This window comes from Ningiella ruwaisensis (assembly GCF_004798935.1).
GTDB classification, from domain to species: Bacteria; Pseudomonadota; Gammaproteobacteria; order Enterobacterales; family Alteromonadaceae; genus Glaciecola; species Glaciecola ruwaisensis.
In genome coordinates, this window is record NZ_RAHT01000004.1 from 1 (window position 1) to 23,408 (window position 23,408).

Annotated in this window: 21 protein-coding genes; 12 read left to right on the forward strand and 9 right to left on the reverse strand. The window is 42.4% G+C overall.

Annotated features, from left to right (window positions below; translation table 11 throughout):
- Nucleotides 1–427 precede the first annotated feature (427 nt).
- From D6V41_RS09080 to D6V41_RS09090, 3 genes are all read left to right on the forward strand, one after another.
- On the forward strand, nt 428–1,138 hold the full coding sequence (locus tag D6V41_RS09080; protein WP_136251202.1) for a hypothetical protein: 711 nt from the start codon (nt 428–430) through the stop codon (nt 1,136–1,138).
- 688 nt (nt 1,139–1,826) lie between these two features.
- Nucleotides 1,827–2,282: a GNAT family N-acetyltransferase gene (locus D6V41_RS09085; RefSeq protein WP_136251203.1), complete on the forward strand. Its 456-nt coding sequence runs from the start codon at nt 1,827–1,829 to the stop codon at nt 2,280–2,282.
- A 425-nt stretch (nt 2,283–2,707) separates the two neighbouring features.
- On the forward strand, nt 2,708–3,448 hold the full coding sequence (locus D6V41_RS09090; RefSeq protein WP_136251204.1) for a hypothetical protein: 741 nt from the start codon (nt 2,708–2,710) through the stop codon (nt 3,446–3,448).
- Between the two features lie 371 nt (nt 3,449–3,819).
- Here the strand turns inward: D6V41_RS09090 and D6V41_RS09095 are convergent, their stop codons facing one another.
- The 3 genes from D6V41_RS09095 to D6V41_RS09105 form a co-directional block, all read right to left on the reverse strand.
- A complete protein-coding gene (locus tag D6V41_RS09095) occupies nt 3,820–4,044 on the reverse strand; it encodes an addiction module antidote protein (protein WP_136251205.1) in 225 nt (74 codons plus the stop codon).
- A gap of 131 nt (nt 4,045–4,175) precedes the next feature.
- Nucleotides 4,176–4,739 (reverse strand): lipid-binding SYLF domain-containing protein, encoded by a 564-nt coding sequence (locus D6V41_RS09100; RefSeq protein WP_136251554.1) that lies wholly within the window; start codon nt 4,737–4,739, stop codon nt 4,176–4,178.
- A 144-nt stretch (nt 4,740–4,883) separates the two neighbouring features.
- A complete protein-coding gene (locus tag D6V41_RS09105; RefSeq protein ID WP_179952549.1) occupies nt 4,884–6,962 on the reverse strand; it encodes a S9 family peptidase in 2,079 nt (692 codons plus the stop codon).
- Nucleotides 6,963–7,395: 433 nt separating this feature from the next.
- Between D6V41_RS09105 and D6V41_RS09110 the strand changes: the two genes are divergently transcribed.
- The gene (locus tag D6V41_RS09110; protein ID WP_136251207.1) at nt 7,396–8,193 is read left to right on the forward strand and encodes a ThuA domain-containing protein; all 798 of its coding nucleotides are present in this window, start codon (nt 7,396–7,398) and stop codon (nt 8,191–8,193) included.
- A gap of 8 nt (nt 8,194–8,201) precedes the next feature.
- Entirely contained in the window at nt 8,202–9,377 is a 1,176-nt protein-coding gene (locus D6V41_RS09115; RefSeq protein ID WP_241664501.1) for a cupin domain-containing protein, read from the forward strand.
- Between the two features lie 47 nt (nt 9,378–9,424).
- Here D6V41_RS09115 and D6V41_RS09120 read toward each other — a convergent pair whose 3' ends face one another.
- Nucleotides 9,425–10,618 (reverse strand): hypothetical protein, encoded by a 1,194-nt coding sequence (locus tag D6V41_RS09120; RefSeq protein ID WP_136251208.1) that lies wholly within the window; start codon nt 10,616–10,618, stop codon nt 9,425–9,427.
- A gap of 138 nt (nt 10,619–10,756) precedes the next feature.
- On the opposite strand from D6V41_RS09120, the gene D6V41_RS09125 reads away from it, so the two are divergent.
- The 3 genes from D6V41_RS09125 (at nt 10,757) to D6V41_RS09135 (ending at nt 15,111) form a co-directional block, all read left to right on the forward strand.
- Nucleotides 10,757–13,054: an ammonia-forming cytochrome c nitrite reductase subunit c552 gene (locus D6V41_RS09125; protein WP_136251209.1), complete on the forward strand. Its 2,298-nt coding sequence runs from the start codon at nt 10,757–10,759 to the stop codon at nt 13,052–13,054.
- Nucleotides 13,055–13,069: 15 nt separating this feature from the next.
- The gene (locus tag D6V41_RS09130; protein ID WP_136251210.1) at nt 13,070–14,164 is read left to right on the forward strand and encodes a Gfo/Idh/MocA family protein; all 1,095 of its coding nucleotides are present in this window, start codon (nt 13,070–13,072) and stop codon (nt 14,162–14,164) included.
- Between the two features lie 116 nt (nt 14,165–14,280).
- Entirely contained in the window at nt 14,281–15,111 is an 831-nt protein-coding gene (locus D6V41_RS09135; protein WP_136251211.1) for an AraC family transcriptional regulator, read from the forward strand.
- A 33-nt stretch (nt 15,112–15,144) separates the two neighbouring features.
- Here D6V41_RS09135 and htpX read toward each other — a convergent pair whose 3' ends face one another.
- The 5 genes from htpX to D6V41_RS09160 all read right to left on the reverse strand — a co-directional run bounded on the left by htpX (nt 15,145) and on the right by D6V41_RS09160 (nt 19,420).
- Nucleotides 15,145–16,017: a protease HtpX gene (gene htpX, locus D6V41_RS09140; protein WP_136251212.1), complete on the reverse strand. Its 873-nt coding sequence runs from the start codon at nt 16,015–16,017 to the stop codon at nt 15,145–15,147.
- Nucleotides 16,018–16,079: 62 nt separating this feature from the next.
- A complete protein-coding gene (locus D6V41_RS09145; RefSeq protein ID WP_136251213.1) occupies nt 16,080–17,357 on the reverse strand; it encodes an O-acetylhomoserine aminocarboxypropyltransferase/cysteine synthase family protein in 1,278 nt (425 codons plus the stop codon).
- Nucleotides 17,358–17,527: 170 nt separating this feature from the next.
- Complete coding sequence (locus tag D6V41_RS09150; RefSeq protein WP_136251214.1) at nt 17,528–17,977, reverse strand: acyl-CoA thioesterase; 450 nt, start codon at nt 17,975–17,977, stop codon at nt 17,528–17,530.
- A gap of 49 nt (nt 17,978–18,026) precedes the next feature.
- Nucleotides 18,027–19,187 (reverse strand): iron-containing alcohol dehydrogenase, encoded by a 1,161-nt coding sequence (locus D6V41_RS09155; RefSeq protein WP_136251215.1) that lies wholly within the window; start codon nt 19,185–19,187, stop codon nt 18,027–18,029.
- Nucleotides 19,184–19,420, reverse strand: coding sequence for an MbcA/ParS/Xre antitoxin family protein (locus tag D6V41_RS09160; protein ID WP_136251216.1), 237 nt, complete (start codon nt 19,418–19,420; stop codon nt 19,184–19,186). The genes D6V41_RS09155 and D6V41_RS09160 overlap by 4 nt, the downstream gene beginning before the upstream one ends.
- A 175-nt stretch (nt 19,421–19,595) precedes the next feature.
- On the opposite strand from D6V41_RS09160, the gene D6V41_RS09165 reads away from it, so the two are divergent.
- The 4 genes from D6V41_RS09165 (at nt 19,596) to D6V41_RS09180 (ending at nt 23,399) form a co-directional block, all read left to right on the forward strand.
- Nucleotides 19,596–19,958, forward strand: coding sequence for an adenosine deaminase (locus tag D6V41_RS09165; protein WP_136251217.1), 363 nt, complete (start codon nt 19,596–19,598; stop codon nt 19,956–19,958).
- Nucleotides 19,919–21,781, forward strand: a complete 1,863-nt coding sequence (locus tag D6V41_RS09170) for a lipoprotein N-acyltransferase Lnb domain-containing protein (RefSeq protein ID WP_136251218.1) — start codon at nt 19,919–19,921, stop codon at nt 21,779–21,781. Before D6V41_RS09165 ends, D6V41_RS09170 begins: the two co-directional genes overlap by 40 nt.
- 275 nt (nt 21,782–22,056) lie before the next feature.
- The gene (locus D6V41_RS09175) at nt 22,057–22,266 is read left to right on the forward strand and encodes a cold-shock protein (RefSeq protein WP_136251219.1); all 210 of its coding nucleotides are present in this window, start codon (nt 22,057–22,059) and stop codon (nt 22,264–22,266) included.
- 167 nt (nt 22,267–22,433) lie between these two features.
- A complete protein-coding gene (locus D6V41_RS09180; protein WP_136251220.1) occupies nt 22,434–23,399 on the forward strand; it encodes a cache domain-containing protein in 966 nt (321 codons plus the stop codon).
- Nucleotides 23,400–23,408: the final 9 nt, after the last annotated feature.

Below are 23,408 nucleotides of genomic sequence, written 5' to 3' on the forward strand. Positions count from 1 at the left end.
AAAAAGGTTTACGGGTTTATTCTGTCACTACACTACACCTACCTTAAAAGAAATTAAACACTCGCAATTCAAAAGCAAAATTAGAAATTGGCTAACAATAGTTAGCACCGAAATAGTTAACCATGCGCTCTACTTACACTTAACGAAAAGACACTAAAGCGTTTTAATAACAACTAAATACAGTACAAATCGCATGTTTCAGAATAAAAAGGAAAAGCGACATAGCCAACTGACTGCACAACCACAAATCTCACAATAACACGCAATAATCTTATATTTATCTCTAGTTATTTTTAACATATATCATTGCTTCACTCTAAGTATTGTGTTTCTTTTTTCTTTTTCTTTCCTTTACCATAATGCTAAGCATTTTTATCGTCAGGCAAAATGAATAATTATAGATTTAAGATTAGGCATGAGATATAGTTTGAAAAAACAACAACTTGAGAGTGGCATGAAGAAATTTTTATTCGCGGTTATCATTTATCTTATACAAGCACAAGCGACGGCAGCATACATAAAAACGAATAGCGAAGGGTATGAGACGGTAAGCGACACGGATAATCAATTAGAATGGATGAATTGGGCGGAGTTTAAAGGAATAGGTAGATATGAGATGGAGACGAAACTGACTCAAGGTAATGAGTTGGTAGGGTGGCGATACGCTTCATTTGATGAAATCCATAAACTCGCGACGGATTTCTTTCCATTCTTCACCCCCTCCAGCCGATATTATTACGCAGGAAGCCGGTATGGATTTAACACAGTTGATTACAGTGACTATCAACTACTTGAGAACCTAATTACCCATGAATTTGATGTGTTCGCTGATCTTTTTGGCGGCGAAATACGAACTGAGAAATTCGCATCAATATCGATAGTCTTTGGTGATATCGCATTTAATATTGAATCGGCCGGCGTTACTTATGACGCCGCGCAATATTTCAGTGTGATGGACGGATATGTTCGCGAAGACACTTTCGAAGACATTATTTATATTTCTGCAGACCAGATTTTCGAGGTACCCTATCGATATGGGCATGCTTTAGTGAGGGATATTCAACCGGTATCTGCACCGGCATCAGTTTTCGCACTAATGCTACTTGGAGTCGTATTTTTAACTGCGAGAAAGCGTTGAATTCAAACCAACAAAAACCACTCACATACTCCCGCGCGAAAAAGCCGCGGGACTTTTTGTTCTTGGTCAAATTCAATCATCCGAAACCAAGCAAGATAGACTTCCATTAAAATCTTGAGCAATGAGTCATACAATACCATCGTCACTTTTAATAGCGGGGCAAAGTGTAAATCACCGATAATTTTATTACCTGTTTTTATAATAGTGTTGAGCAACAAAACTTCCTAAATTAAATCAGATTGATGGCGCTTTTTAGTATAGCACCCTGACCAATATTTAATATGTTTTGAAAAAATTAGCGGTTTCCTCAATGGTTTGGCTCACGAAGTGAATGCGATCTCGGAATAGCATGCTCGTTTAAATAAATTCTTTGCAAAACGAATCTGGAAAAGCAAGTTTCACATCGGTGTGAAATTTCCGTTTTGTTCAACGTTGCTAGAATTGAAAATTATTGAGCAGAAGAATCCTACGGAAAGCCGACGCTTAGGTTTCAAGTGTGACCGGCTCTTGTGTACATATTTTGGATTGTCAAAAATCGTATCAGAACAATAGTATTTGCAGAAAAGTCTTCGCCTAGTTTTGTTAAATGTTTCTCAAATTAGCTTTAAGTTTCATCGCGGGAGGTTAGACTGTTTTAAGATATTTAGGTAGATTATTGTCCGTTAGTCTATATTTTGGCACTTAAAGCATGATTTCTCACATTCACCTTCGACAAGCTAAACCGGCTGACCTGAAATTTATGTACGAGGTGGTCGAGCAAACTATGCGTCCTACTGTCGAAAGAACGTTCTTAATTTGGCATAAAACCGAAATGCTAGCTGAACTTCACGAATTTGCGAATCACCCAATTACAAAAATAGTCAAAATTGATGATCAAGACTGTGGCCTATTTTACGTCGAGGAAAGAAAATTAGAGTATTGGATTCAATGGGTTTTTATTCTTCCAGAGTTTCAAGGGAATGGAGTAGGAAAGAGATTGCTTGTTGACGTGCTTTTGAGAGCGCATAGACGTGGTCTACCTGTTCGGTTGAGAGTGCATCGTTCTAGTTCTGCAAAAACTTTTTATGAGCTTTTAGGTTTTAGCGTTTATGACCAGACAGATAAGTTTTTATATATGCAGTGCGAAAAACAAAATTCAGTTTAACTAAAATCAATGATAAAACTTTTTAATCCTTTCTGTGTTTGTACAAGAAGCCACGCAAGATCAAACGATATCTTTACAAGACCATGGGCCAATTGACCCACGAGAAATGATTAAAGATCGACTTTCCTGCGAATGTCCGCTATTTGTCTATTAGCGCCTTTCAACACTAGCTATGGGGCGGCAAAGTACGTATTACAGCCGTTCAGGAATATTTCGTTTGAATGATTGCAATGAGTGAATAACGGACATTCGGATAGTCGTGAAGTAGTCCATAGAATGTTATTTATTAACGGTCGCCATTTTCATAACTTCTTCTAGCAAACATCAATAAAAACCCAAAGGTATCCGGCCAAGGGGTAGTGCAAAGTCCTGATTAATAATATATTATTGCATACACATAGAGACCACAATAAAAGGATTTTCACATGTTAAATATAGCTGCGCTCGCACTGATATTGTTGTTGTTAATAACACATGACGCAAGGGCAGAATTGTTGCGCATGTCATATGCAGGTGCGATTAACAACATGTTTATCGGAGACTGTACGACTCCGGAACAGAGTGATTGTAATTTTGATATCATCAATGTAAATAGTTCTGATTTTTTCGAAGGTAATTTAATTTCAATTGACGATACTTTCTCCGGTTCTTTTATTATTGATTCGAACAGCGACTTTGTGCTTGCTGGAGATGATTTAAGACAAGCAATCTTTCGCAATTTATTAAGCGATTTCTCTCTACAGTTAGCAGGTCTTAATATCCCTAGAAACGAACTTCCCCCAGTGTCTAACTCTTTTGGTAACAGCGTTTCAATTGTAGATGATAGAATGTCGGTTGGGCGCACAATTGATTTATTTCAGTCAAGTCAGCAGTTTTCATCAGATAAATGGTTTGCCGGCACAAATGTTACACTGATAGACAACTCTGCAAGCGTTTACGATAGTTTCAGCATCCCGAATACCGTCGAATTTACCGATTATGATGCGGGTTTGTTCGGTTTTTTCTTTCTTGAGCGAGCCTCTCGGGACCAATTGCAAATTCGAGGCGATATTACAACACTAAGTTATGAACGTATTATGCAAGTGAATAGCCCTGCTATGATTTATTTAATCCTGTTTATAACTACAATTCTTATATGTTTGAAACGAGGAAGGGAGGATGTATAAACTTCAATAGTATTGAGTCCGCAAGGGGGCCTGAATACTGCCCAAAACTCCTCTCTATCTTCTGTTACCAAAAAGTCCAATTCATCCACAAGCTAAATGGCAGCTAGTGGCATTTAGGGTCAGTCAAACAGCTAAAAACCGATACTAGCGACCTATCACTCCTTGTCTAAACCGGCCCTAATCTCAACAATCTTTTTTCAATTTGTTAAGAAACCGTAAAGTCCGCAATGCGAACAATCCAGCTAAAGGCCATTACAGCTAAAGGATATATAGGGCAATAGTCCTTTCTAAAATTGAAATGTAGAGCTTGCAACAAACTCCCCAAGCAGCATGCGTAATATCAACGTTCAAAACTTTCATTACTTGTTAACTTAATCCCAGCGTGGGCTTACTTTACCATTGAATGATCTGTACAAACTTTCTCGATTCACACCAATTGATTCAGCAATATCTGCAACGCCATGCTTTTTTACTAAGTGATTTAGTGCCCCGATGAATACTTTTGGGTCGTAATCATTGAAGCAATCAACTAAAAATTCGTTAATTTCTTCTTGAGTTTCCATGTAATCGAATGGATTAAATGGTTTTGTCTTCATTGAATTATACCTCTACCTTCCAGAAGTTTAATTTAATTGAGATGTCTAAAAAACCAACCAGCTTTTGCGCAATACAGATACATTGCTACGGTACTTAAAGCTCCTGTTTCCAACCCTAGAATGCAAATAGCCTAATTAAGTTCTTTATCTTTCCAAAACTTTGTGCCTTTGACAGTCGCTTGCAGGGCGAGGCCGCTTTCTGTCATGGTGTAAACTGAGACGTCTCCGTAGTAGGCTTCCCCTTCAATGGATTTACCCTTTTCTCCCGCTTTTGCGGCCGCGTCGGCATTTCCACCAAAGGTCCAGCCTTGTTCAATAAAACGATCCATCGCCTTGGCGTTGTGAAAGACCATCACAATTCGATAGTCTTTTGCACCTAATCCTAAGCCTACGCCGCCTTCAGCCATATTCATGTAGGTTTTTTTACCTGTGGCATTATTTTGAACTACGCCATAGCCAGTGCCAGCCGAGACTAAAAAAAGATTGACGTTCGCGTTGGAGAACACTGCATAACCTGGGGAGGCGGCAATTTCCGCCTTGGCAGCAGGCTTTCTTGCGTAAAGTTTAGCAAGCGCGTCTTGCTGCATTTCAAGGATCACTTGTCGCTTTTCGGCGTTGCTTCCTGAACCCATAGATGCGCAGCCTGCTAGGCTAAATAATAAAAAAATGCCTGTTGCTACCGAGATAAATTTCATCGTAATCGTATTCATTTGTCGTCCTTTTTGCAGAAAAACCATATTGTTGTTTGTCGTATGACTCTCATTTTGTCACTTTAGTTGCTCTATTTTGGTTTTATTAAGCAAAGCAACAAGCATACTGACCACAAAGCTCACTTGCGTTTATTCCTGTTCTCCCACACGGTATTTTTCAAACCAGGCGATAATATTTTCAATCTTGCCAATCATCCTGGACGGTCGAGAGGCAATACCATGTGACGAACCGGGCACTTTTACCAGAACAGTATCGACCTTGCGAAGCTTCAAAGCCTGATAAAATTGTTCGGTTTCAGACATTGGGGTTCGTTTGTCCTCAACGCCCGTAATTAGCAAGGTGGGTGTATTGACCTTACCAACCAGCGAGAGAGGTGAGCGTTCCCAATAGTGCTCAAATTCTTCCCAGGGCATGCCCGGAAACTGATAAGGAATTTGATAAAGACCTGAGTCAGCAGTGAGTACTTTTGAGATCCAATTGATCACAGGTTTTGCCACCACCGCGGCCTTAAATCGGTCTGTTAATCCAATCGCGTAGGCAGCAGCGATCCCGCCAGCCGAACCGCCGGTAATATAAAGCTGCTCAGGATCAACAAGCCCCATCTCTATCAAAGTATCAATACCCGACATATGATCAGAAAAGTCGTATTTTGAAGAATATTTATTTTGTAAAAGCAGAGCAAAACGTTCTCCATATCCCGTGCTCCCGCGATGATTATTGTAAAATACGATGTAACCCTCCGCTGCCATGCGCTGCAATTCCGCAGAAAATACGGGCCCATACGCCAGATGCGGCCCCCCATGTATTTCAATTATCATTGGGTAACGCTTACTTGCATCGAAATTTGGAGGCAAGATGTACCATCCGTGAATGGTTTCGCCATCGATACTTGAAGAGTAAGTTATTTCTCTCACCTCACCAAATACGATATGACCTAAAGCATCTTCATTTAGAAAGCTCAGTTGAGTTTCTTTTTTGCCATTATTAACAAATATATCCGCCGGTCGGTCGGTGCGTCCTTTGGTATACGCTAAAACACCATCTGCGTAATCGTAGGTGCCGCTGGTATAAGGCCTGCCTAGAGACTCGCCACTTAATCCCGTCGCCACAGTCGTGAGCTTGCCTGTTGTTGAAATTAAATCGACTTGTGTTAGACCGCGGACCGTCTGTTGAAAGTAGATTTCATCGTTATCTTTCCAATGAAAATTAGAAACAGAATTATCGATGTTGGCAGTCAGGTTTTTATCATTGCTGCCATCGATGTCTATCACATGCAAATAGCGATTGCGATAAGCAAGCTTCTTATCATCTCGTTTCGAATAGGCTATTTGTTTCCCGCCAGGAGAAACGACAGGGCTTTCTTCTGCGCCTGGCATTTGAGTAATTTGCGTGATTTGACCTTGTAAATCAACGGAAAATAGATCTGATTCGCCAGGCTCATACTCCCAATTATCGCTTCGATTAGCAGAAAAAAAGATGCTTTGACTGTCCTTAGCCCAGCTTAAAGGACCACTATGATGAAAATTTCCGGAGCTTAGCTGTCTGGCCGTGCCTCCCTCAGATGGCAAAACAAAAATGTGGGTGTATGCAGGATCTAAAATACCCTTTCCGTCCGCTTGATATCTCGCCTTGGTCACATATTGAAAATTTTCCGACCACTGCGCGCCGTCGGGTTTATCTGGCATGCTAACGCTAAAGGGTTTTTCGTCAGACGCTACACTCATTGTAAACGCCAGATGATCCCCATTTGGCGCCCATATCAGGGAGGATGGCGCCTCGTTAATATTACTCACCAGCGCAGTCTGTCCGCTATCCATCCATCGAACATAAATTTGTGGCTTGCCTTCATCATTTGATACATAAGCAATGCGATTTCCGGATGGCGACCAGCGAGGTGAATAATAGTTTTTACCAGAGGACAAGAGAGGTCGATGCTCTTGAGATTTTAGGTCGAATAGCCAGATGCTTGAACGGGTACTATCGCTCATAATGTCGTTTGAACGTCGGACATAAATGATTGAATTGCCATCAGGCGAGACTTGCGGGTCAGCCGCTACCTCAAGCTCAAATATATCCTCTGCCTTAAACAAAGGGCGTGTATCGGCATCATCTTCTGCGTGAGCAACAAAGAATGTCGGCAATAGCAAGATGAGTGATGCCGTTAAAGCCATATTTTTAAAAAAGAACAATGGTGTGTTTTCTTTCATTTTATTCATAAGAGAGCGTGTTTATCTTTTTATATTTTTAGCCTGCCTGATGATGTTAAGCTACCATAAAACCAAGCATTGCAAAATCTACTTCGATTTATCAGATTACACGTTTGTTCACGTGGGCTTCGGTGTTTCTGATAATGTCTGCTATGTTCAAGCTGCTATATTCAATATAAGGAACTCGCTTCAGCGCGAGCGCAATCAGTATCGCAGTACAGTGTCGATATTGTCACTGACGCTTGCTGATGCTCGAGCCTTAAGAGCAACTAAAATTTATTTCTCACTTTTAAAAAGCGTAAGTGACTTAATAAGCGCCTTATCCTATGATTCGTTATCGAATAAAAAGTAACGTCACTATTTTCATTTTTGTGTTGAAGAAAATACTGACGCTAATGGCGACGTAAATTTTTAAGAAAGCCTTGAGGGTAATATGAAAAAAAGAATAAACGTTCTTATTCTGTCTAGCCTGTTATTGCTTGTTTCTGGCCTCGTTACGGCATCTGCACAGCAGTTTAATGTGTTACTGTTTACGAAAACGGCAGGGTGGCATCATAGCTCGATTCATGACGGGGTCACTGCCATGCGAAAGCTGGCTGCTCGTCATGACTTTGCCATGCAGTGGGAAGAAAATGCAGATCGTGTTATCACCGATGACTATTTAAAGCAGTTTGATGCGGTGGTGTTTATTAATACCACAGGCGATATTTTTAACGATGAACAGCAAAAAGTATTTGAGCGTTTTATACAGGGTGGCAAAGGCTTTGTTGGTGTGCATGCGGCGTCTGACACTGAATACGATTGGCCATGGTACGGCAAGCTGGTAGGGCACTATTTTGAAATTCATCCTGCCAATCAAACGGCTGTGCTGGTTAAACAAGACAATAACTTTCCGGGAATGAAGGGCTTTGATGAGCGCCATTTATTTACTGATGAATTTTACGGGTTTTTACCTGCCAATGTGGAAGGGCTTAATTACTTGCTCACCATTGATGAATCGACATACGACCCAAGTGCAGATTGGGGGGCCAAAAAGACTCAGGGCATGGGCGAGTTTCATCCTATCGCCTGGTATCACGAATTTGATGGTGGACGTTCGTTTTATACTGGGCTTGGACATATTCCAGGCGTATATGAAGATGATGTTTTCTTGCAACATTTGTACGGTGGTATTTACTGGGCGGCAACAGGTAAAGGCATCGAGTCAGATGGCGCGCAAGCGACCAAATAAGTTGAGACGTGTCTTATATCCTTGAGGGCTTTGACTTTTCCTATTTTGCTAAGCATTACTGGCAAAAAAAGCCCTGCGTAATTCGCAATTTCGCGCCAGATTTTATTGACCCTATTGATGAGCATGACTTGGCGGGTCTTGCTCAACTTGATGAAGTTGACAGCCGCCTCGTGTCTTTTAAAGACAGTAAATGGCAAGTCACCAGAGGGCCGATTGAAGATTTTACCTCGCTGTGCGTTGGCGATTGGAGTCTGCTAGTACAAGGTGTAGAACGCTATGTAAAGGAGTTAGATACGCTTATCGAACCAGTGACAGGTTTCGGTTTTTGGCGCATGGACGATGTAATGGTAAGCTTTTCAACGCCCGGGGCGGGCGTGGGCGCACACATTGATCAATATGATGTGTTTATTGTGCAAGGCAAGGGAAGGCGGCGATGGCAAGTTGGTTTACCGGCACAACATGAAAGCTTTCATCCTCATCCGCTGCTTACACAAATCGAGGCGTTCGAGGCAGTTATCGATGTGGAGTTAAACTGCGGTGATGCAGTCTATATTCCGCCGCTTCATCCGCACAATGGTCAAGCCCTTAGTGATTGTTTGAACTATTCTATTGGCTTTCGTGCGCCAACAAATTTAGAAGCGCTCAATGGCTTGCTTGATGAGGGAGATATTTTAGCAAGCGAGCAAATGCGCTACACCGATGCTGACACGCTTGAATTAAGGCGCAACAAAAACGCATCAGAAGTCACCCATGATGAATTGTCTCGCTTAAAGCAGAAGATGACGGAGTTACTTTTTAGCTCTCAGGCCGATATCGCTTTAATGCAATATATATCCAGACAATATCTTCCAGATAGACGCCCTCAATGCCCCTATACCGTTGAGGAAGTACTCGATAGTTTGCAGCAAACAGGCATTCTGGCTTGGATGGAGGGAGTAAAGCCCATTTACTCTGAAATATCGCAATCAAGTGATAAAAATGATCATGCGGATTTCATGTTCTTCGTCGATGGGCAGGCCTATCAAATTAAAGCATCCATAAAAAACGCGTTATTGGCGTTTATCAGAGACGGTAAACAGCACCTGCCCCTTACTGAGCCACTACTATCTGATAATGTGCTAGACCAATACGCTTTGCTGCTTACGCAATTGCTAAACGATGGCCATGTGAGTTTGGATAACTAAGCTCGGTCGATAAAGCATATAAGTTAAGCTATTCGGACCTTAACACGCTAGTTGTTTGTTGTTTGCGTGGGTAATTCCGGTGCCTGAATCTCGTTGTATAAACTTTCAATAAGCGCTTGCTCGATGTTCTTCTTAAGTTCATCAAAGAATGCCTGACCGCTTCGCACTATTTCGCCTGCGGTATACGCTTTGCCTGCTTTAAACATGGCCAGTCGCTCTTTAAATCCCTCTAATTCATCAGAAGGGGCATCGGCGTCTATATAGGCTTGCTCTATTAGCGCTAAGGCTTTTTCCTGAGTTTCTACCGCTTTTGTAAAGTCACCTTTGGCGGCATATGCAGCAGCTAAGGTGTCAACATAGACATAATTATTAGCGTGCGCTTCATCAGCAACAACCTCCTGTGCTAGCTGCAATGCCTGCTCAGGGTCTTGTAATTCAGGGTCTGCAGTCGTTGCAAAAAGCCATGCAATGTTATTTGCATTAAACGGAAAATCAGTTTGCGCGGCATCCAGTAGAATAGATTTTGCACGCTTAGGCGCTTTATCGCCCAAGTATCCCTGACTGTAAATAGTGGCCAGTTCTTCTGGCATTAACCAGTAGTTACTGCGTTTAAATGCTCGCTCCAAGAGCCAAAGTGTATTGGAACGTTGCGGTAAATAGTTTAAGTCTAAAAAATACATCGCGGCGAGATAGGCTGCTGCAGCCGGTTGATTCGTCACCGCCATGTGACGAATACCGCGTTCACCATTTATTTTGGCGTCTTGCGACTCGCCAATTTCAAACAGCACTATATAACTTAGCAATTCAGCATTTTCGTCATAGTCTTTTAGCCATACAAGCCAATTGTAAGCCTCTTGCCAGTTTTGATATTCTCCGTCGCGACTATAAGCCCATGCAATTTTCTGTGCAGCTTCTACCCAACCCTCATCCGCCATTTCCAGGCAACGCGTGAAATCTTCATTCGGATTTGCATCAACGATTTTATTGCATGACGCTAAACGTGGATCCCAATTGACCGTTTCTTCGACCTGATTGCGCTGTTCTTGTGCTTGCTGAGACCTGAAAACGACCAAAATAAGCACTGCGATGACTACCAGCCAGACGCTTGCAATAACATATTTTTTCATAGACGAAGGTGATGCGCTTACCTCGCTGCTATTTTCGTTTCTTGTTTCGATTTTAGGCGCGAGCGTCTCGTCTTGATAATTGTGCTGTGTTGATGCGTTATTTTCTTCAGTCATGCTTTGCGTGATATTTAATTTTCCGTTAATGTGACTTTAGTATCGCCTACACGCTACGCGCATGCAACTTCATCTATATTTGACTTATCAGGCGCGCTTACGCAACATGCTCTTTTTTATGTTTGAAAATATCTTTAAATGACGTTTTTTACTTTTGTGCGTGTGTTCACCAACGACTCGTATCTTCAACAAAAAGCTAATAACACCATGCGGACACTTGCCTTGGCATGCTTTGTTTTAGTAATTTGCGCAGTGTTTTCGCAAGCAATAGCTCAGGCAAACGCGCAAGAAGCGTCCTTAACTCAATATACGAGTAAAGACTGCCAAAGTTGCCACCAAGCGCAACATCTATCATGGTCAGCGTCTCATCACGCAAAGGCCATGCAAGTAGCTAACAGCGAAACTGTTTTGGGAGACTTTGGTAACACGCAGGCCAAACACTTTTCACAAGAAGCCACATTCTTCATAATAGATGAACGCTACTTTGCCAAGGTGAAAGACGACCGGAGTGAACAGACTTATGAAGTCCGTTATACCTTTGGAATTGAGCCTTTACAGCAATATTTGGTGCTGACAGGCAAAGGACACTATCAAGTATTGCCTTTCGCTTGGGATACCCGTGAAAAAGAAGACGGTGGTCAGCGCTGGATGCATCTTTATCCAAATGAAGATATTCCTTTTAACGACCGCCTTCATTGGCAGCAACCCTTACAAAACTGGAATGGCATGTGCGCAGATTGCCATTCCGATGGACTCAAGCGTCACTACAACCCTAATACTCAAAGCTTTGCGACCACCTATACAGAAATTAACGTAGGTTGTTTGGCTTGCCACGATGATAAAACCCAGGCTCATAACAAGGAACATCGCGCGGGCTCAACTGCAGTAGAACATGAAGCGAATAAAACGGGATTTTGGCGCAGACTACCCGATGAAGATGTGGCAACCTGGATTGGTCAAGAGCGCAAGCAAGCAAAAGCTCACGAACAAACTTGCTACGCGTGTCACTCCCTGCGCTCTCCTTTAACGGACGGTTTTGACTCCACATCGGCGTATTTAGATAGCTTTTCCCCAAATTTAATTATGCCTCCCTTATATTTTCCCGACGGGCAAATTAAAGAAGAAGTGTATGTGATGGGCTCTTTTTTGCAGAGCAAAATGCATCAGAAGGGCGTTACCTGTATCGATTGTCATGACCCACATTCTTATCAACTTAAGGCCGAAGGCAATGGAACTTGTTTACAGTGTCATTCTCCGCAAGTATTTGAAACGCCAAAGCATCATGGACACCCTCTAGGCAAAGAAGGAAGCATGTGCGTCGATTGCCATATGCCTAAGACTACTTACATGAACGTGGATGCAAGAGGCGACCACAGTTTTAAAATTCCGCGCCCAGAATTTACCATAAGCGCAGGCGTACCTAATGCTTGTAATCAGTGCCATGAAGATAAAAGCGCAGAATGGGCACTAGAGACCATTAATACCTTACACCCTGACAGAACTGGGCCATCAGCATCAGAACAATTATTCTTGAATGTGATGCATGGTATTCAGAATCAGGATGTGAACTTACAGCAGACGCTTGAACTGGCAATGGATACAAGCGTTGCCGAAATAAGACGCGCCAGTGCCTTGTCGTTGTTGCAATACGCGCCTCGATTAAATGCAGGCATTTTACAGCCATTTGTTGACGATGATTCTGCTTTGCTGCGCTTAGCCGCTGCACAAGTATCGCTTAACATTTCGACAGACGAGCGGGGGCGTATTATTGCGCCACTTCTAAATGATCCTTTTAAAGCCGTACGCGTGGCAGCAGCTTATGCTTTGTTAGATGTTTCTGTATCGCCCTCTTGGCAAGATGCATTCGAAAGCGCCTTCAATGAACTTGAAATCAGTCAGTCGCAAGGCGCGTGGCGTGGCGAAGGTTTAATGCAGCAGGGCATAAGCGCACAGCGCTTGGCACAAGCCATGTCGCATGGAATGACGCAAAAGACAATTCAAAATGGACTATCGCTCAAGTTCAAGCCTGAAAACGTGCGAAAAAAAGAAGAAGAGGCCTATAAATTATCCATTTACATTGACCCATATTTTGCGCCAGCCTATATAAATCTTACTGAGCTTTATCGACAGCAGGGCAGAGCGCGAGAAGCGCAAGAAGTGTTTGAACGAGGTTTAGAGAACATTGGAGATTCTGGCACCTTCAGATACGCATACGCATTATTTTTCGTGCGTGAGCAGGCAATAGATGCAGCCTATGAGCAAATACAGGCAGCCTTGACCTTAGAGCCAGAGAATGCGCAGTTTGCGTATTTATTTTATTTAGTGCTTGAGAGAATGGGCAAGCGAAGTGAAGCGCAAGCACACTTGCGCAAGCATATAGCGCGTTATCAAAACAACCAACAGTTAAAAGCCCTGCTTCAAAAATGGGGCGGCTAAAATGGAGTGGAAAATATGGCAAATTTTAATCGTCGTCAGTTTTTACGATACTCTTCTTCGCTTATTGCCTTATCAGCCCTTGGCCAGGTAAACCTTCTGTCAGCTGCGCCAAAAAAGAAAGTTGGTGTGGCATTGGTTGGACTTGGAAATTATAGCGAGAACCTACTTGCACCAGCGCTTCAGTCTACGCAATTTTGTGAACTTAAAGGCATTGTCACTGGCACGCCTAGTAAAATTCCCAAATGGCAAGCGCGCTATGGTATTGAAGATAAAAACGTTTACTCATATGAGACCATGCACGAAGCGGCGAATAATCCTGATATAGACGTGATGTATATCGTTACACCTACCGGCGTACACATGAAATACTCTTTAATAGCGGCAAATGCAGGTAAGCATGTATGGTGTGAAAAGCCGATGGCAATGAACGTTGAAGAGTGTCAGCGGATCATTGATACGTGCAACAAAAACAAGGTAAAGCTTTCAATTGGTTACCGCATGCAGCATGAGCCTAACACAATGCGCTTTGGTGAATATGCTACCAGTAAACCCTTTGGCAATTTCACGTCGGTTTATACCCGCGCCGGATATGCCGGAAATGGCTTTCCACAAGACTACTGGCGTATGAAAAAAGACATGGGCGGTGGTGCGATGTACGATATGGGGGTATATCCGTTAAATGGTGCGCGCTATTTGACTAAACTAGAGCCCATTGCCATTAGTGCGACACATGAAAAGTCGCATCCTCATATTTTTAAAGAAGTGGACGAAACTACGTTTTTCACCCTCGAATTTCCAAATGGGCTAATGGCGGACTGTGGCACAAGCATTGTTAAATCTTTCAATAAGGCGCGTATTGAATGCGAGTCGGGTTGGTACGAATTAGATCCAATGTCTCAATATTCCGGCGTGACTGGCATTACCAGCACAGGAGAGAATTATCCTCCCATTAATGGTATGCAGCAAACTTTGCAAATGGATAATGATGCCCTTGCTATTTTGCAGGATAGCCCAGTTTTAGTGCCAGGCATAGACGGACTTCGTGACATTCATGTGGTTGAAGCAGCCTTTAGATCGGCTGCTCAAGATGGAAAACGGATCCTGCTGTAAATAGCACTTATATTGAAGGCCCTTTAAATAAGTGACGAAGCATATGATCAAGATTTGCTTATACAAAATGGATGAAGTAGTCTTTAAAACAATACCGTTCGTCCAAATGAGGCTTTGTGGATTCATTATCCGAAATTCTTAAACGTTTTAACCTGCACGCTGAAGTATTTTTCAGTGGCAATCTGTGTAATTTAAGCGAATTTCATGAAAAGGAAGGGAAGCGGGGGCATATTCACATCCTTCGCTCTGGCGCGCTAACATTGGTTGATGAAAACGGGAAGAAAAAAGCAGTGGGACAGCCCAGCGTATTATTTTTCCCAACAGGACGAAAGCACCGTATTTTACCCGACCCTGTTTTAGGGGCGGATTTAGTATGCGCGACGATTGAGTATCAGGATGTTACAGCTAACCCACTGGCAGCGGCTCTCCCCGGATTTATGAAATTCCAGCTTTCTCGCTATCCCGATTTGAAAAAAGCGGCCAAGTGGCTGTTCAAAGAAGCGTTTAGCGATAAGCCCGGCCGCTTGCCCTTAATTGATCGACTGTGTGATATTTTTATTATTCAAGTGCTCAGACAGGTTTTGGCCAGCAACGAAATGGAGCACGGCATGTTGGCTGGTTTAAGTCATCCGCAGTTGTGCAATGTCATTACGCAAATACATGCACAGCCAGAATATCCATGGAGCCTTGAAACGATGTCGGAACTCGCCTTTATGTCGCGATCAAAATTTGCAGACTTGTTTCGTGAAGTCGTTGGTGAGACGCCGGGGGAATATCTGACAAATTGGCGTATGACAGTAGCGCAAAACGAATTGCTAAAAGGAGACGCTGTAAGTACGGTGGCAGAAAAGGTTGGCTATGAAAATGGCTCAGCTCTGGCAAGGGCCTTTAGAAAGAAAACCGGCCTTTCTCCTAAACATTGGCAGCAGGAGCATTTACCGGAGTAGCCAGTCATACAGCTACTCCGATACTCTTGTCAATTAAGACATGTTTTTCAAAGCCTGGATCCGATCTTCTAAAGGCGGATGGCTTGAAAAGAGTTTGTGAATTTTCCCTGCATTGATCGCAAAAGCCGCCATTTCGTCAGGGATCTTTGGAGCATCCTGCCCTTGTTTTAAGCGCTCAAGCGCAGCAATCATATTTTGTCGACCAGCGAGTTTGGCGCCGCCTTCGTCAGCCCGAAACTCTCTGTAGCGAGAGAACCACATCACTATCGTCATCGCTAAAATACCTAAAATGATTTCGGCAATAATCGATACAATCCAAAACGCTGGTCCGTGGCCTCTTTCAACCTTGAATACAACCCGATCTACAACATGCCCAATCACGCGAGACAAAAATACCACAAAGGTGTTCACTACCCCTTGTATAAGCGTCATTGTAACCATATCGCCATTTGCAACATGGCTTACTTCATGCGCTAACACAGCTTCAACTTCGTTCTTATTCATCGATTGAAGCAATCCTGTACTAACAGCAACCAAGGCATTATTTTTGTTCCAGCCAGTTGCGAAAGCATTAGGTGAGGGATGGTCAAAGATACCTACTTCTGGCATGCCGATATTCGCGCGTTCAGCTTGCAGTTTTACTGTTTGCACTATCCAGCTCTCTGTTGGATTGCGAGGTTGCTCGATAAGCTGTACGCGCATACTGCGCTTGGCTAACCATTTTGATAGAAATAGCGATATGAAAGAACCTGCAAAACCAATTACTGCCGAATAAATCAGCAAGGCCTGAAGATCCAGATCCACCCCATTTTCTGCCAATAGGCCCTGAAAGCCAAACAAACTGAACGTTAGACTCAATAGCGCTAAAATAGCGATATTCGTACCTAAAAACAGTAAAATTCTCATGTTTTTTCTCTTAATTAAAATGTATTTATTTCACGGCTAGCATTGACCACCAGTTTTAGAGATTAAAGCTGGCTAGCGTTAAGCGCTTGGTCAATATCTGCTATGATATCATCTATGTGTTCAATGCCTACAGAAATACGAACCATATCTTCTGACACTCCAGCGCTAATTAGTTCATCAGGATTTAATTGTCGGTGGGTCGTGCTCGCAGGATGACATGCCAAAGATTTCGCATCTCCAATATTCACCAATCGTAATATTAAGGCGAGCGCATCAATAAATTTGGCACCTGCTTCAATGCCGCCTTTAATGCCAAAACTGATAATGCCCGCAGCCTTGCCACCGCAGATTTTTTGACAAGTCTCAAAGTAAGGACTATCTGGCAGGGCAGCGTAGTTGACCCACTCTACTGCATCATGTTTTTGTAAATAGGCTGCAACCTTCTCTGCGTTTTCACAGTGGCGCTCCATTCTTAATGCCAGTGTTTCCAGTCCTTGCATGATCTGAAAGGCGCTCATAGCAGATAAACTTGCGCCTGTATTGCGAAGCGGAACCACCCGACATCGTGCGATGTACGCGGCAGGACCCAATGCTTCGGTATAAACCACACCATGATAAGACGGATCGGGTTCATTCAACATTTTGAAGCGCTCTTTGTTTGCTACCCAGTCGAATTTGCCAGAATCAACAATAATACCGCCGATGGTGGTGCCGTGTCCGCCAATGTATTTGGTTAGGGAGTGAATGACGATATCCGCGCCATGGTCAAACGCTCGACATAAAATGGGCGTTGCTACGGTATTATCGACGATAAGCGGCACACCTGCATTGTGCGCGATTTCTGCCCATCGCTGAATATCGACTACATTGCCAGCCGGGTTGCCAATGGATTCGCAGTAAAGCGCACGCGTATTTTCGTCTATCAGCGCGGCCACTTTGTCAAAATCGTCCGCTTTGGCAAAACGCGTTTCAATCCCCTGACGGGGAAAGGTATGTGCAAATAAATTATAGGTTCCACCATATAGCTGACTGGTGCTGACGATATTGCTTCCTACTTCAGCTATAGCCTCAATGGCATATCGGATAGCTGCCATGCCAGATGCCACAGCAAGCGCACCGATACCACCCTCTAACTCAGCAATTCGTTGTTCAAGCACCGCATTAGTAGGATTCATGATGCGGCTGTAAATATTGCCTGGCACAGCCAGGTTAAAGAGATCGGCGCCATGCTGCGTGTTATCAAAGGTGAAAGAGGTCGTTTGATATATGGGGGTGGTGGCAGCTTTGGTGGTGGCCTCGCTTTCATAGCCTGCGTGTAGTGCTATCGTTTCCGGTCTCATGTTCTCTCCATTTGTTTTAAGCGTTGTGTATCTATTATTTAAAGCGGAATGAATGTAGACAGTCTTATCTGAGTCATTCACAGTTTTTAGTTGGCGGAGAATCACTGTACTGATGCCTTACTATAAGGCAACAAGCTTATGTTTTTTTTGAGAAAAAAGTGATAGCTATCCTAGTGAGGATCAGAGTCGATAAGCGCTGAGCGTAAAGCGTTTAGAAGCTTGCCGTCGATTTTTTTAGGCTTTTGACTGTCTTTATCGACAAAAACATGTGTCAGCAAACCCTGTGCGCAGGCTTCATCCTTACCTTTCTTGAAAATAGCAAGGGCATAATCCACCGAGCTATTGCCAATGCGTTCTACTCTAAAGCCGCCGTATATTTCATCAGGAAATGCAATGCTGGTAAAATATTCACATTGGCTTTTAACCATCAAACCAATGGTCGCTCCCTTGTGAATATCGAGCTCTCCATGCTTTATTAGGAATTGATTAACGAGTGAATCAAAATAGCTGTAATAAATCACGTTGTTCACGTGACCATAAATATCGTTATCACTCCAGCGGGTGGTAATATCAAAAAAATGGGTAAAATGGTGGCGCTGCTGCGCTTGCGATTTACTCATAGGAAATACAATCCCTTTTTTTAGCCAACGTTTTCAAAATAAATACACTCTAAAAGGCTGCCTGATAGATCGCAAGTGCATCATTTTTGGTCATGGGTTTAGGATTATTGACTAAGAGCCTTGTCTGCAACATCGCATCTGTTGCCAGCATGTTCAATGCGCTCTTGGTGACACCCACGTCACACAGTGTATTAGGCAAATTAAGTTTGCTCATTAGCGACTCAAAGTATTGAATAAATTTTAGAGCCGCGTCGTTTTTGTCCTCACTGTTGCTGAATGAAACACATGAGGCTAGCTCACTGTATGCCTGCGAAGCATGACTTAAATTGAATCGCATAACATGCGGTAAAACTAATGCATTGCTTAAACCATGAGGTATATGAAAGCGCCCGCCTAATGGATAAGCAAGCGCATGTACTCCGCCGACAGGCGCGTTGGCAAAAGCTTGTCCAGCCATACACGCACCCAAAAGCATGTTTTCACGCGCCTTTAAGTTGGTGCCTTCAAAACATGCTGCTTCAATATTCTGACTCAATAGCTGTAAGGCACGTTTAGCAAGTGTATCAGAATAAATATTCTTCTTGATTTTGCTGGTGTAGGCTTCAATAGCGTGCACCATTGCATCGATACCTGTCGCGGCGCTCACATGCGGCGGAAGGCCAATACAAAGCTCAGCATCTAAAATGGCGATGTCAGGGAGCAAAACGGGCGATACGACTCCCGACTTGGTGTTAGCCCCAGTGGTAACAATGGAAATCGGTGTGACTTCAGAACCGGTTCCTGCTGTTGTCGGGATAAGAATTAATGGCAATCGAGAGTGGTGAATATTGCCGATACCGTAGATATCCGGTAAAGCTTGCGTACTATTGCACAAAGCGGCAACAAGTTTTGCGCAGTCCATGCTACTGCCACCGCCAAAGCCAACTACACCATCACATTGATGCGAACGCGCGACATCAAGGGCTTGCTGTACTTGTGTATCAGTGGGGTCTGCTTCAACACCATCGAAAATCCCTACGTCGACATCGGTGGAGCGCGCAAAAGCGTCAAGCAGTTTATCCAATAAGCCTGCCGTTCGAATACCATGGTCGGTAACAATCAACGGCCGGGAAATGGCTAGATCAGCACAATAGGTGGTAATAGCGCTAATCGCATTTACTTTGCAAACAATACGTTTTGTTGTTGCAAATTCAAAGCTGATGTTGCTCATCCTATACGGCTATCTTGCTCTAAAATTTTTCTTAGCATCGCAATGACTCGCTCGCAGCCTTCTTCGGTATTCAATTGCTCGCTTGGCGTCTGATTCTTTAGGGCTTTTTTAGGCGTGTTAAGCCATGCATTTATGGTTTCAGCATCATCGCCCATTGTCATTACAAGATAATCTAAAAGCCGTTGCGAACTTTTTGAATTAGCGTGCTCAATCAAATTGTCTATTTCTTTCATCTTATTTTCAGGGGTGTGTTTTACCCGCTCAGAAGTTTACGTTTAAAAATAGTTACAAATTTAATGCATTTTTAGGTCAATAAAATTGGACTTTGCATATACCAGAGTTCACTTTATTGATGTATTCTTTGCGGGTTATTTAGAAAAATAACGTATTAAATAAAAAGGAAAAGGAATGAAAAAAGTAATATTAGGAAGCGTACTCGCAACCACTCTACTAACATCAGGATGTGCTACCATCCTGACTGAAGAAACTCAATCTATCAATATCACTACATCAAATGGACAACAAGCTGAAGTAATCATAGATGGTCAAACAGCCACTGTCCCTGGTGTTGTTCAAGTTAAAAAAGAAAACAAGAACAAGATCATTGTTGCAGAAACAGATAGTTGTACCTCACAGACGGCCTTGAATAAAGAAGTTGAAACAGCCTTCTTTGTAAACATCCTTTCAGGTGGGGTGTTTGGCTCTTCAACCGATTATGGTACAGAGAAAATGTGGAAATATCAGGATTCAGTGACAATCGCTTGTCAGTAGAAGTGATTTCTAGAAGCCTAAGTAGGGGAGCGCTGTGCGTTTCCCTTTTCATTTTAATATCACTAAACGGTTTTGCTGCTAGCGAAGAAGTTGAGCTTGATGCTCGTTTGAATGAGCTCTCGAAATCAGCTCGCTGGCATAGTTTATTACAATTAAACGCTGAGAAACCCTTAAATACAAAAACGGATTTGTATATTAATAATAATACAAACCCGTTAGAGCAGCTTAAATTAACCTATCAGTTATTTACAACAAATGACCAGGCAGCTTGCCGGTATCCTGCTCGTGCCAGGCTGTTGGCAGAAACATTATCATTAGAATTCAAAAATTTGTTTCCAAGTAAATGCGTAGCTTACGAAACTTATGTAAATAATTTTCCTGTTGATAACTTTCATCTTATTTATACGTCTGAAAATGTCACTCAAGCAAGTTCAATGATGGGGCACATAATGCTCAGAGCTGATGGAGTTAACTCCGATGGGCATCTCGTTCAGCATGGTGTGACCTTTTTTACTGAACTGGAAGGTATCAATGTTCCTAAAATAATGTGGCAAAGTTTAGTCAGTGGCAAGGAAGGTATTTTTCAAATTGCACCGTATGCTCCTTTCGTAGATCATTATGTCAACAATGAGCAAAGGAATGTATACGAATATCAACTGATACTCACTGATGCTGACCGAATAATGCTTCGCGATGCGATATGGGAATTTGGTCAAAGCCAATCTGCCTATTTTTTTCACACTTATAATTGTGCAACCGTTACGCAAGCTCTTCTTGGCGTTATCGCTCCAACGATTAGCCCTCACAAAGGTCAGTGGCTTACTCCACTTGATGTTTTGAAAGCCGCAGACTCAGCACACTTTCTCGCAGACGCTCGACTAAGAAGTTCAATCGAGTGGAGACTACAGCTTCTGAATCGACTGATCGATTCTGATCATGCCAAAAGAATTAAAGATGATATTGTTTCAGGTAGAGTGCCTCAGATTAATTCAACGTCTCAGAGAAAACGAGTATTCGAATATCATTTCGCGAGTGCATATTATGATTATCAACTGTCTTTAGATTCACAGGACAAAACTTATATTAAAGTGCCCAGACTAGAGTTTGACAAAGAAAATCAGATGTACAAGGAAACGTCTATCGATATTGGTCAATTCAAAAACCCTCTGCGAACACCAAAAGATGGTCAGATTCACATTGGGCTGGATTACAATGACAATATTGAGAAGGGCGCTGTTTTTTTTCGTGCTTTCCCGGTGAACAATAGCCTTTATGACGACAATAGGGAATTTTATGGTGAAAATACACTTATTCTTAGCGATCTCCAGTTTCGTCTAGATCAAGATGGAGACGTGCTGTTTGACCATTTTAAGCTTTACCAAATGCAGACCATAAGTGATTTTGAGGCTGATTTTCGCAGGTTATCCTCCTCCTTTTCTATTTCGGCAGAACGCCGGATTAACCAAAATGGCATAGCTAAAGTAACAGGCATTGTTTCAGGGGGCCTGGGGCTGTCTAAAGTATTTAGTACAAAAGCCGGCATCTATGGCTTAGCGAAGGTATCTGCTGGAGTAAGAGAAGGTATTTATGCTATCGCTGAGCCTGAATTCGGTGCCTATTTTTACGTGGGAGATACAAAATTTATAGGCAAAACGATACTTAGATACAATGGATTCAATCATCGAGAATGGCAGTTTGAAACACAATTGTCAGCGGTGCACTTTGTAAAGGATGATTTCTCAATATCATTAGAATTGACACAGGTAACAAATGTCAGAAACAATCCTCTTCAAGTTGGAATGAGAGCGATATTTGCGATTTAATTACCTGCTTATCAATTAAAAAACACGTTTGGTATTGTTTCTTGCTTAATCTGACACTCTTATCGTTAAATTATTTAAATAAAACTGTACATTCAATTAAATAGGGCGTATCGTGCCGTTAGCTAGAGAGAAGTCTAATCTTTGTCTTACATCAAGCGGTTTGTTTTACAGAACACCTCCTGCAGTATCTAAGTTCAGTCTCTATATCAGCTACAACCCTCAATCAATAATGTTTATTGATTGTATTTTATTATTAAATTTTTACAGGAAATGTTATGTCTAACAGAACCACTGGCACCGTTAAATGGTTTAACGAATCTAAAGGCTTTGGCTTTATCTCACAAGAATCTGGCCCTGACGTGTTTGCTCACTTCAGCGCAATTTCTGGCGACGGTTTCAAAACTTTAGCAGAAGGCCAAAAAGTTGAGTTTACTGTTACTGACGGTCAAAAAGGCCCTCAAGCAGAAAACATCGTTGCTGTTTAATTCGGCATCGACAATGCAAGTTTAGGCTTGTATTACAATTAGCTAAGGCAGTTCAATGAACTGCCTTTTTTGTGCATAAAAACAATCTACAGATTGTTGATTTAAAACAATGCCACAGGTAGTCTAACTTTATACTCGCTCAGCCAATTAGCAAAAGGAATAATGCAGTGGCACAAGCAACCGTTTCGACAAAAAAAGTCACCGCTTTCGCAGCCATCATTGTGTTGATGATTGCACTTTCCGGGTTTTTTGCCATAAAAGACTTGGCAGGTGAGCAATCGCAGCAACACCATCAATCTATTTCACCTATTTTTACGCTGGTAGAGCAGGAATTACTAAATCCTCTTCATACTGCGGAAGTTATTTCCGATTTAGGAACCTTTTCTGATTTCTTTAAAGCAAGTTCTCCTGATGAAGATGCCGTAATCCCTATTCTCAAGTCTTTGGAAGACACTTTCGGACATGAATTTTATTTGGCGCACGAGGAATCGCGTAAGCAGTTTAATTCCAGTGGTCGCGTTTTTGATTTAATCGAAGGGGAGGTGATTTGGTATTTTGCTTTACGGGATGAATTTGACTCAGAGGTGCAAGCCGTTTTAGGCAAACGAGAAGATGTTCACTTGTATATTGATGTTCGTGAGTATGACGAAGAAGGTAATTTTCTGGGCTTTACTGGCTTGGGGAAGTCTTTAGATGCTTTTTTAAGCTCGTTTAACGAATTTAGTGCTCAATACGGTCACGAATTTATTTTTGTGAACAATCGAGGTGAAATTGTATTATCTTCTATTGAATCACTTTCTCCAACACAAGCGGTTGACAGCACCTCTCGGATAGGAATAAAAGCATTTTCTGAACTGGAGTGGTTTAACGAGTTTACCCGTAAATCAGAAGGTATAGACGATCCAAGCGTGGTGGTGCGAGGGCAAGAGGGTAGTTTACTTGTGTCTCGATTGCAGCTTCAAAGTCTAGGGTGGAATTTATATGTATTGACGCCATTAGACACGCGTCAACAAGAAGTCAATATTGCTTACATCCTCTATGTCGGTATAAGCGCTATAATCTTATTTATTGTATTTCGAGTCGTTTTTCACATCGTTGAGCGCTACCTTCATCGAAACGACCGCGTAACATAAGATTTTAGC

Bases quoted from the DNA above. Each gene is read 5' to 3' on its own strand.
- D6V41_RS09175 (WP_136251219.1), top strand. From the start codon at position 22,057: ATGTCTAACAGAACCACTGGCACCGTTAAATGGTTTAACGAATCTAAA.
- D6V41_RS09155 (WP_136251215.1), bottom strand. From the start codon at position 19,187: ATGAGCAACATCAGCTTTGAATTTGCAACAACAAAACGTATTGTTTGC.
- D6V41_RS09085 (WP_136251203.1), top strand. From the start codon at position 1,827: ATGATTTCTCACATTCACCTTCGACAAGCTAAACCGGCTGACCTGAAA.
- D6V41_RS09110 (WP_136251207.1), top strand. From the start codon at position 7,396: ATGAAAAAAAGAATAAACGTTCTTATTCTGTCTAGCCTGTTATTGCTT.
- D6V41_RS09145 (WP_136251213.1), bottom strand. From the start codon at position 17,357: ATGAGACCGGAAACGATAGCACTACACGCAGGCTATGAAAGCGAGGCC.
- D6V41_RS09160 (WP_136251216.1), bottom strand. From the start codon at position 19,420: ATGAAAGAAATAGACAATTTGATTGAGCACGCTAATTCAAAAAGTTCG.
- D6V41_RS09150 (WP_136251214.1), bottom strand. From the start codon at position 17,977: ATGAGTAAATCGCAAGCGCAGCAGCGCCACCATTTTACCCATTTTTTT.
- D6V41_RS09165 (WP_136251217.1), top strand. From the start codon at position 19,596: ATGAAAAAAGTAATATTAGGAAGCGTACTCGCAACCACTCTACTAACA.
- D6V41_RS09090 (WP_136251204.1), top strand. From the start codon at position 2,708: ATGTTAAATATAGCTGCGCTCGCACTGATATTGTTGTTGTTAATAACA.
- D6V41_RS09130 (WP_136251210.1), top strand. From the start codon at position 13,070: ATGGCAAATTTTAATCGTCGTCAGTTTTTACGATACTCTTCTTCGCTT.
- D6V41_RS09105 (WP_179952549.1), bottom strand. From the start codon at position 6,962: ATGAAAGAAAACACACCATTGTTCTTTTTTAAAAATATGGCTTTAACG.
- htpX (WP_136251212.1), bottom strand. From the start codon at position 16,017: ATGAGAATTTTACTGTTTTTAGGTACGAATATCGCTATTTTAGCGCTA.
- D6V41_RS09120 (WP_136251208.1), bottom strand. From the start codon at position 10,618: ATGACTGAAGAAAATAACGCATCAACACAGCACAATTATCAAGACGAG.
- D6V41_RS09100 (WP_136251554.1), bottom strand. From the start codon at position 4,739: ATGAAATTTATCTCGGTAGCAACAGGCATTTTTTTATTATTTAGCCTA.
- D6V41_RS09125 (WP_136251209.1), top strand. From the start codon at position 10,757: ATGACGTTTTTTACTTTTGTGCGTGTGTTCACCAACGACTCGTATCTT.
- D6V41_RS09095 (WP_136251205.1), bottom strand. From the start codon at position 4,044: ATGAAGACAAAACCATTTAATCCATTCGATTACATGGAAACTCAAGAA.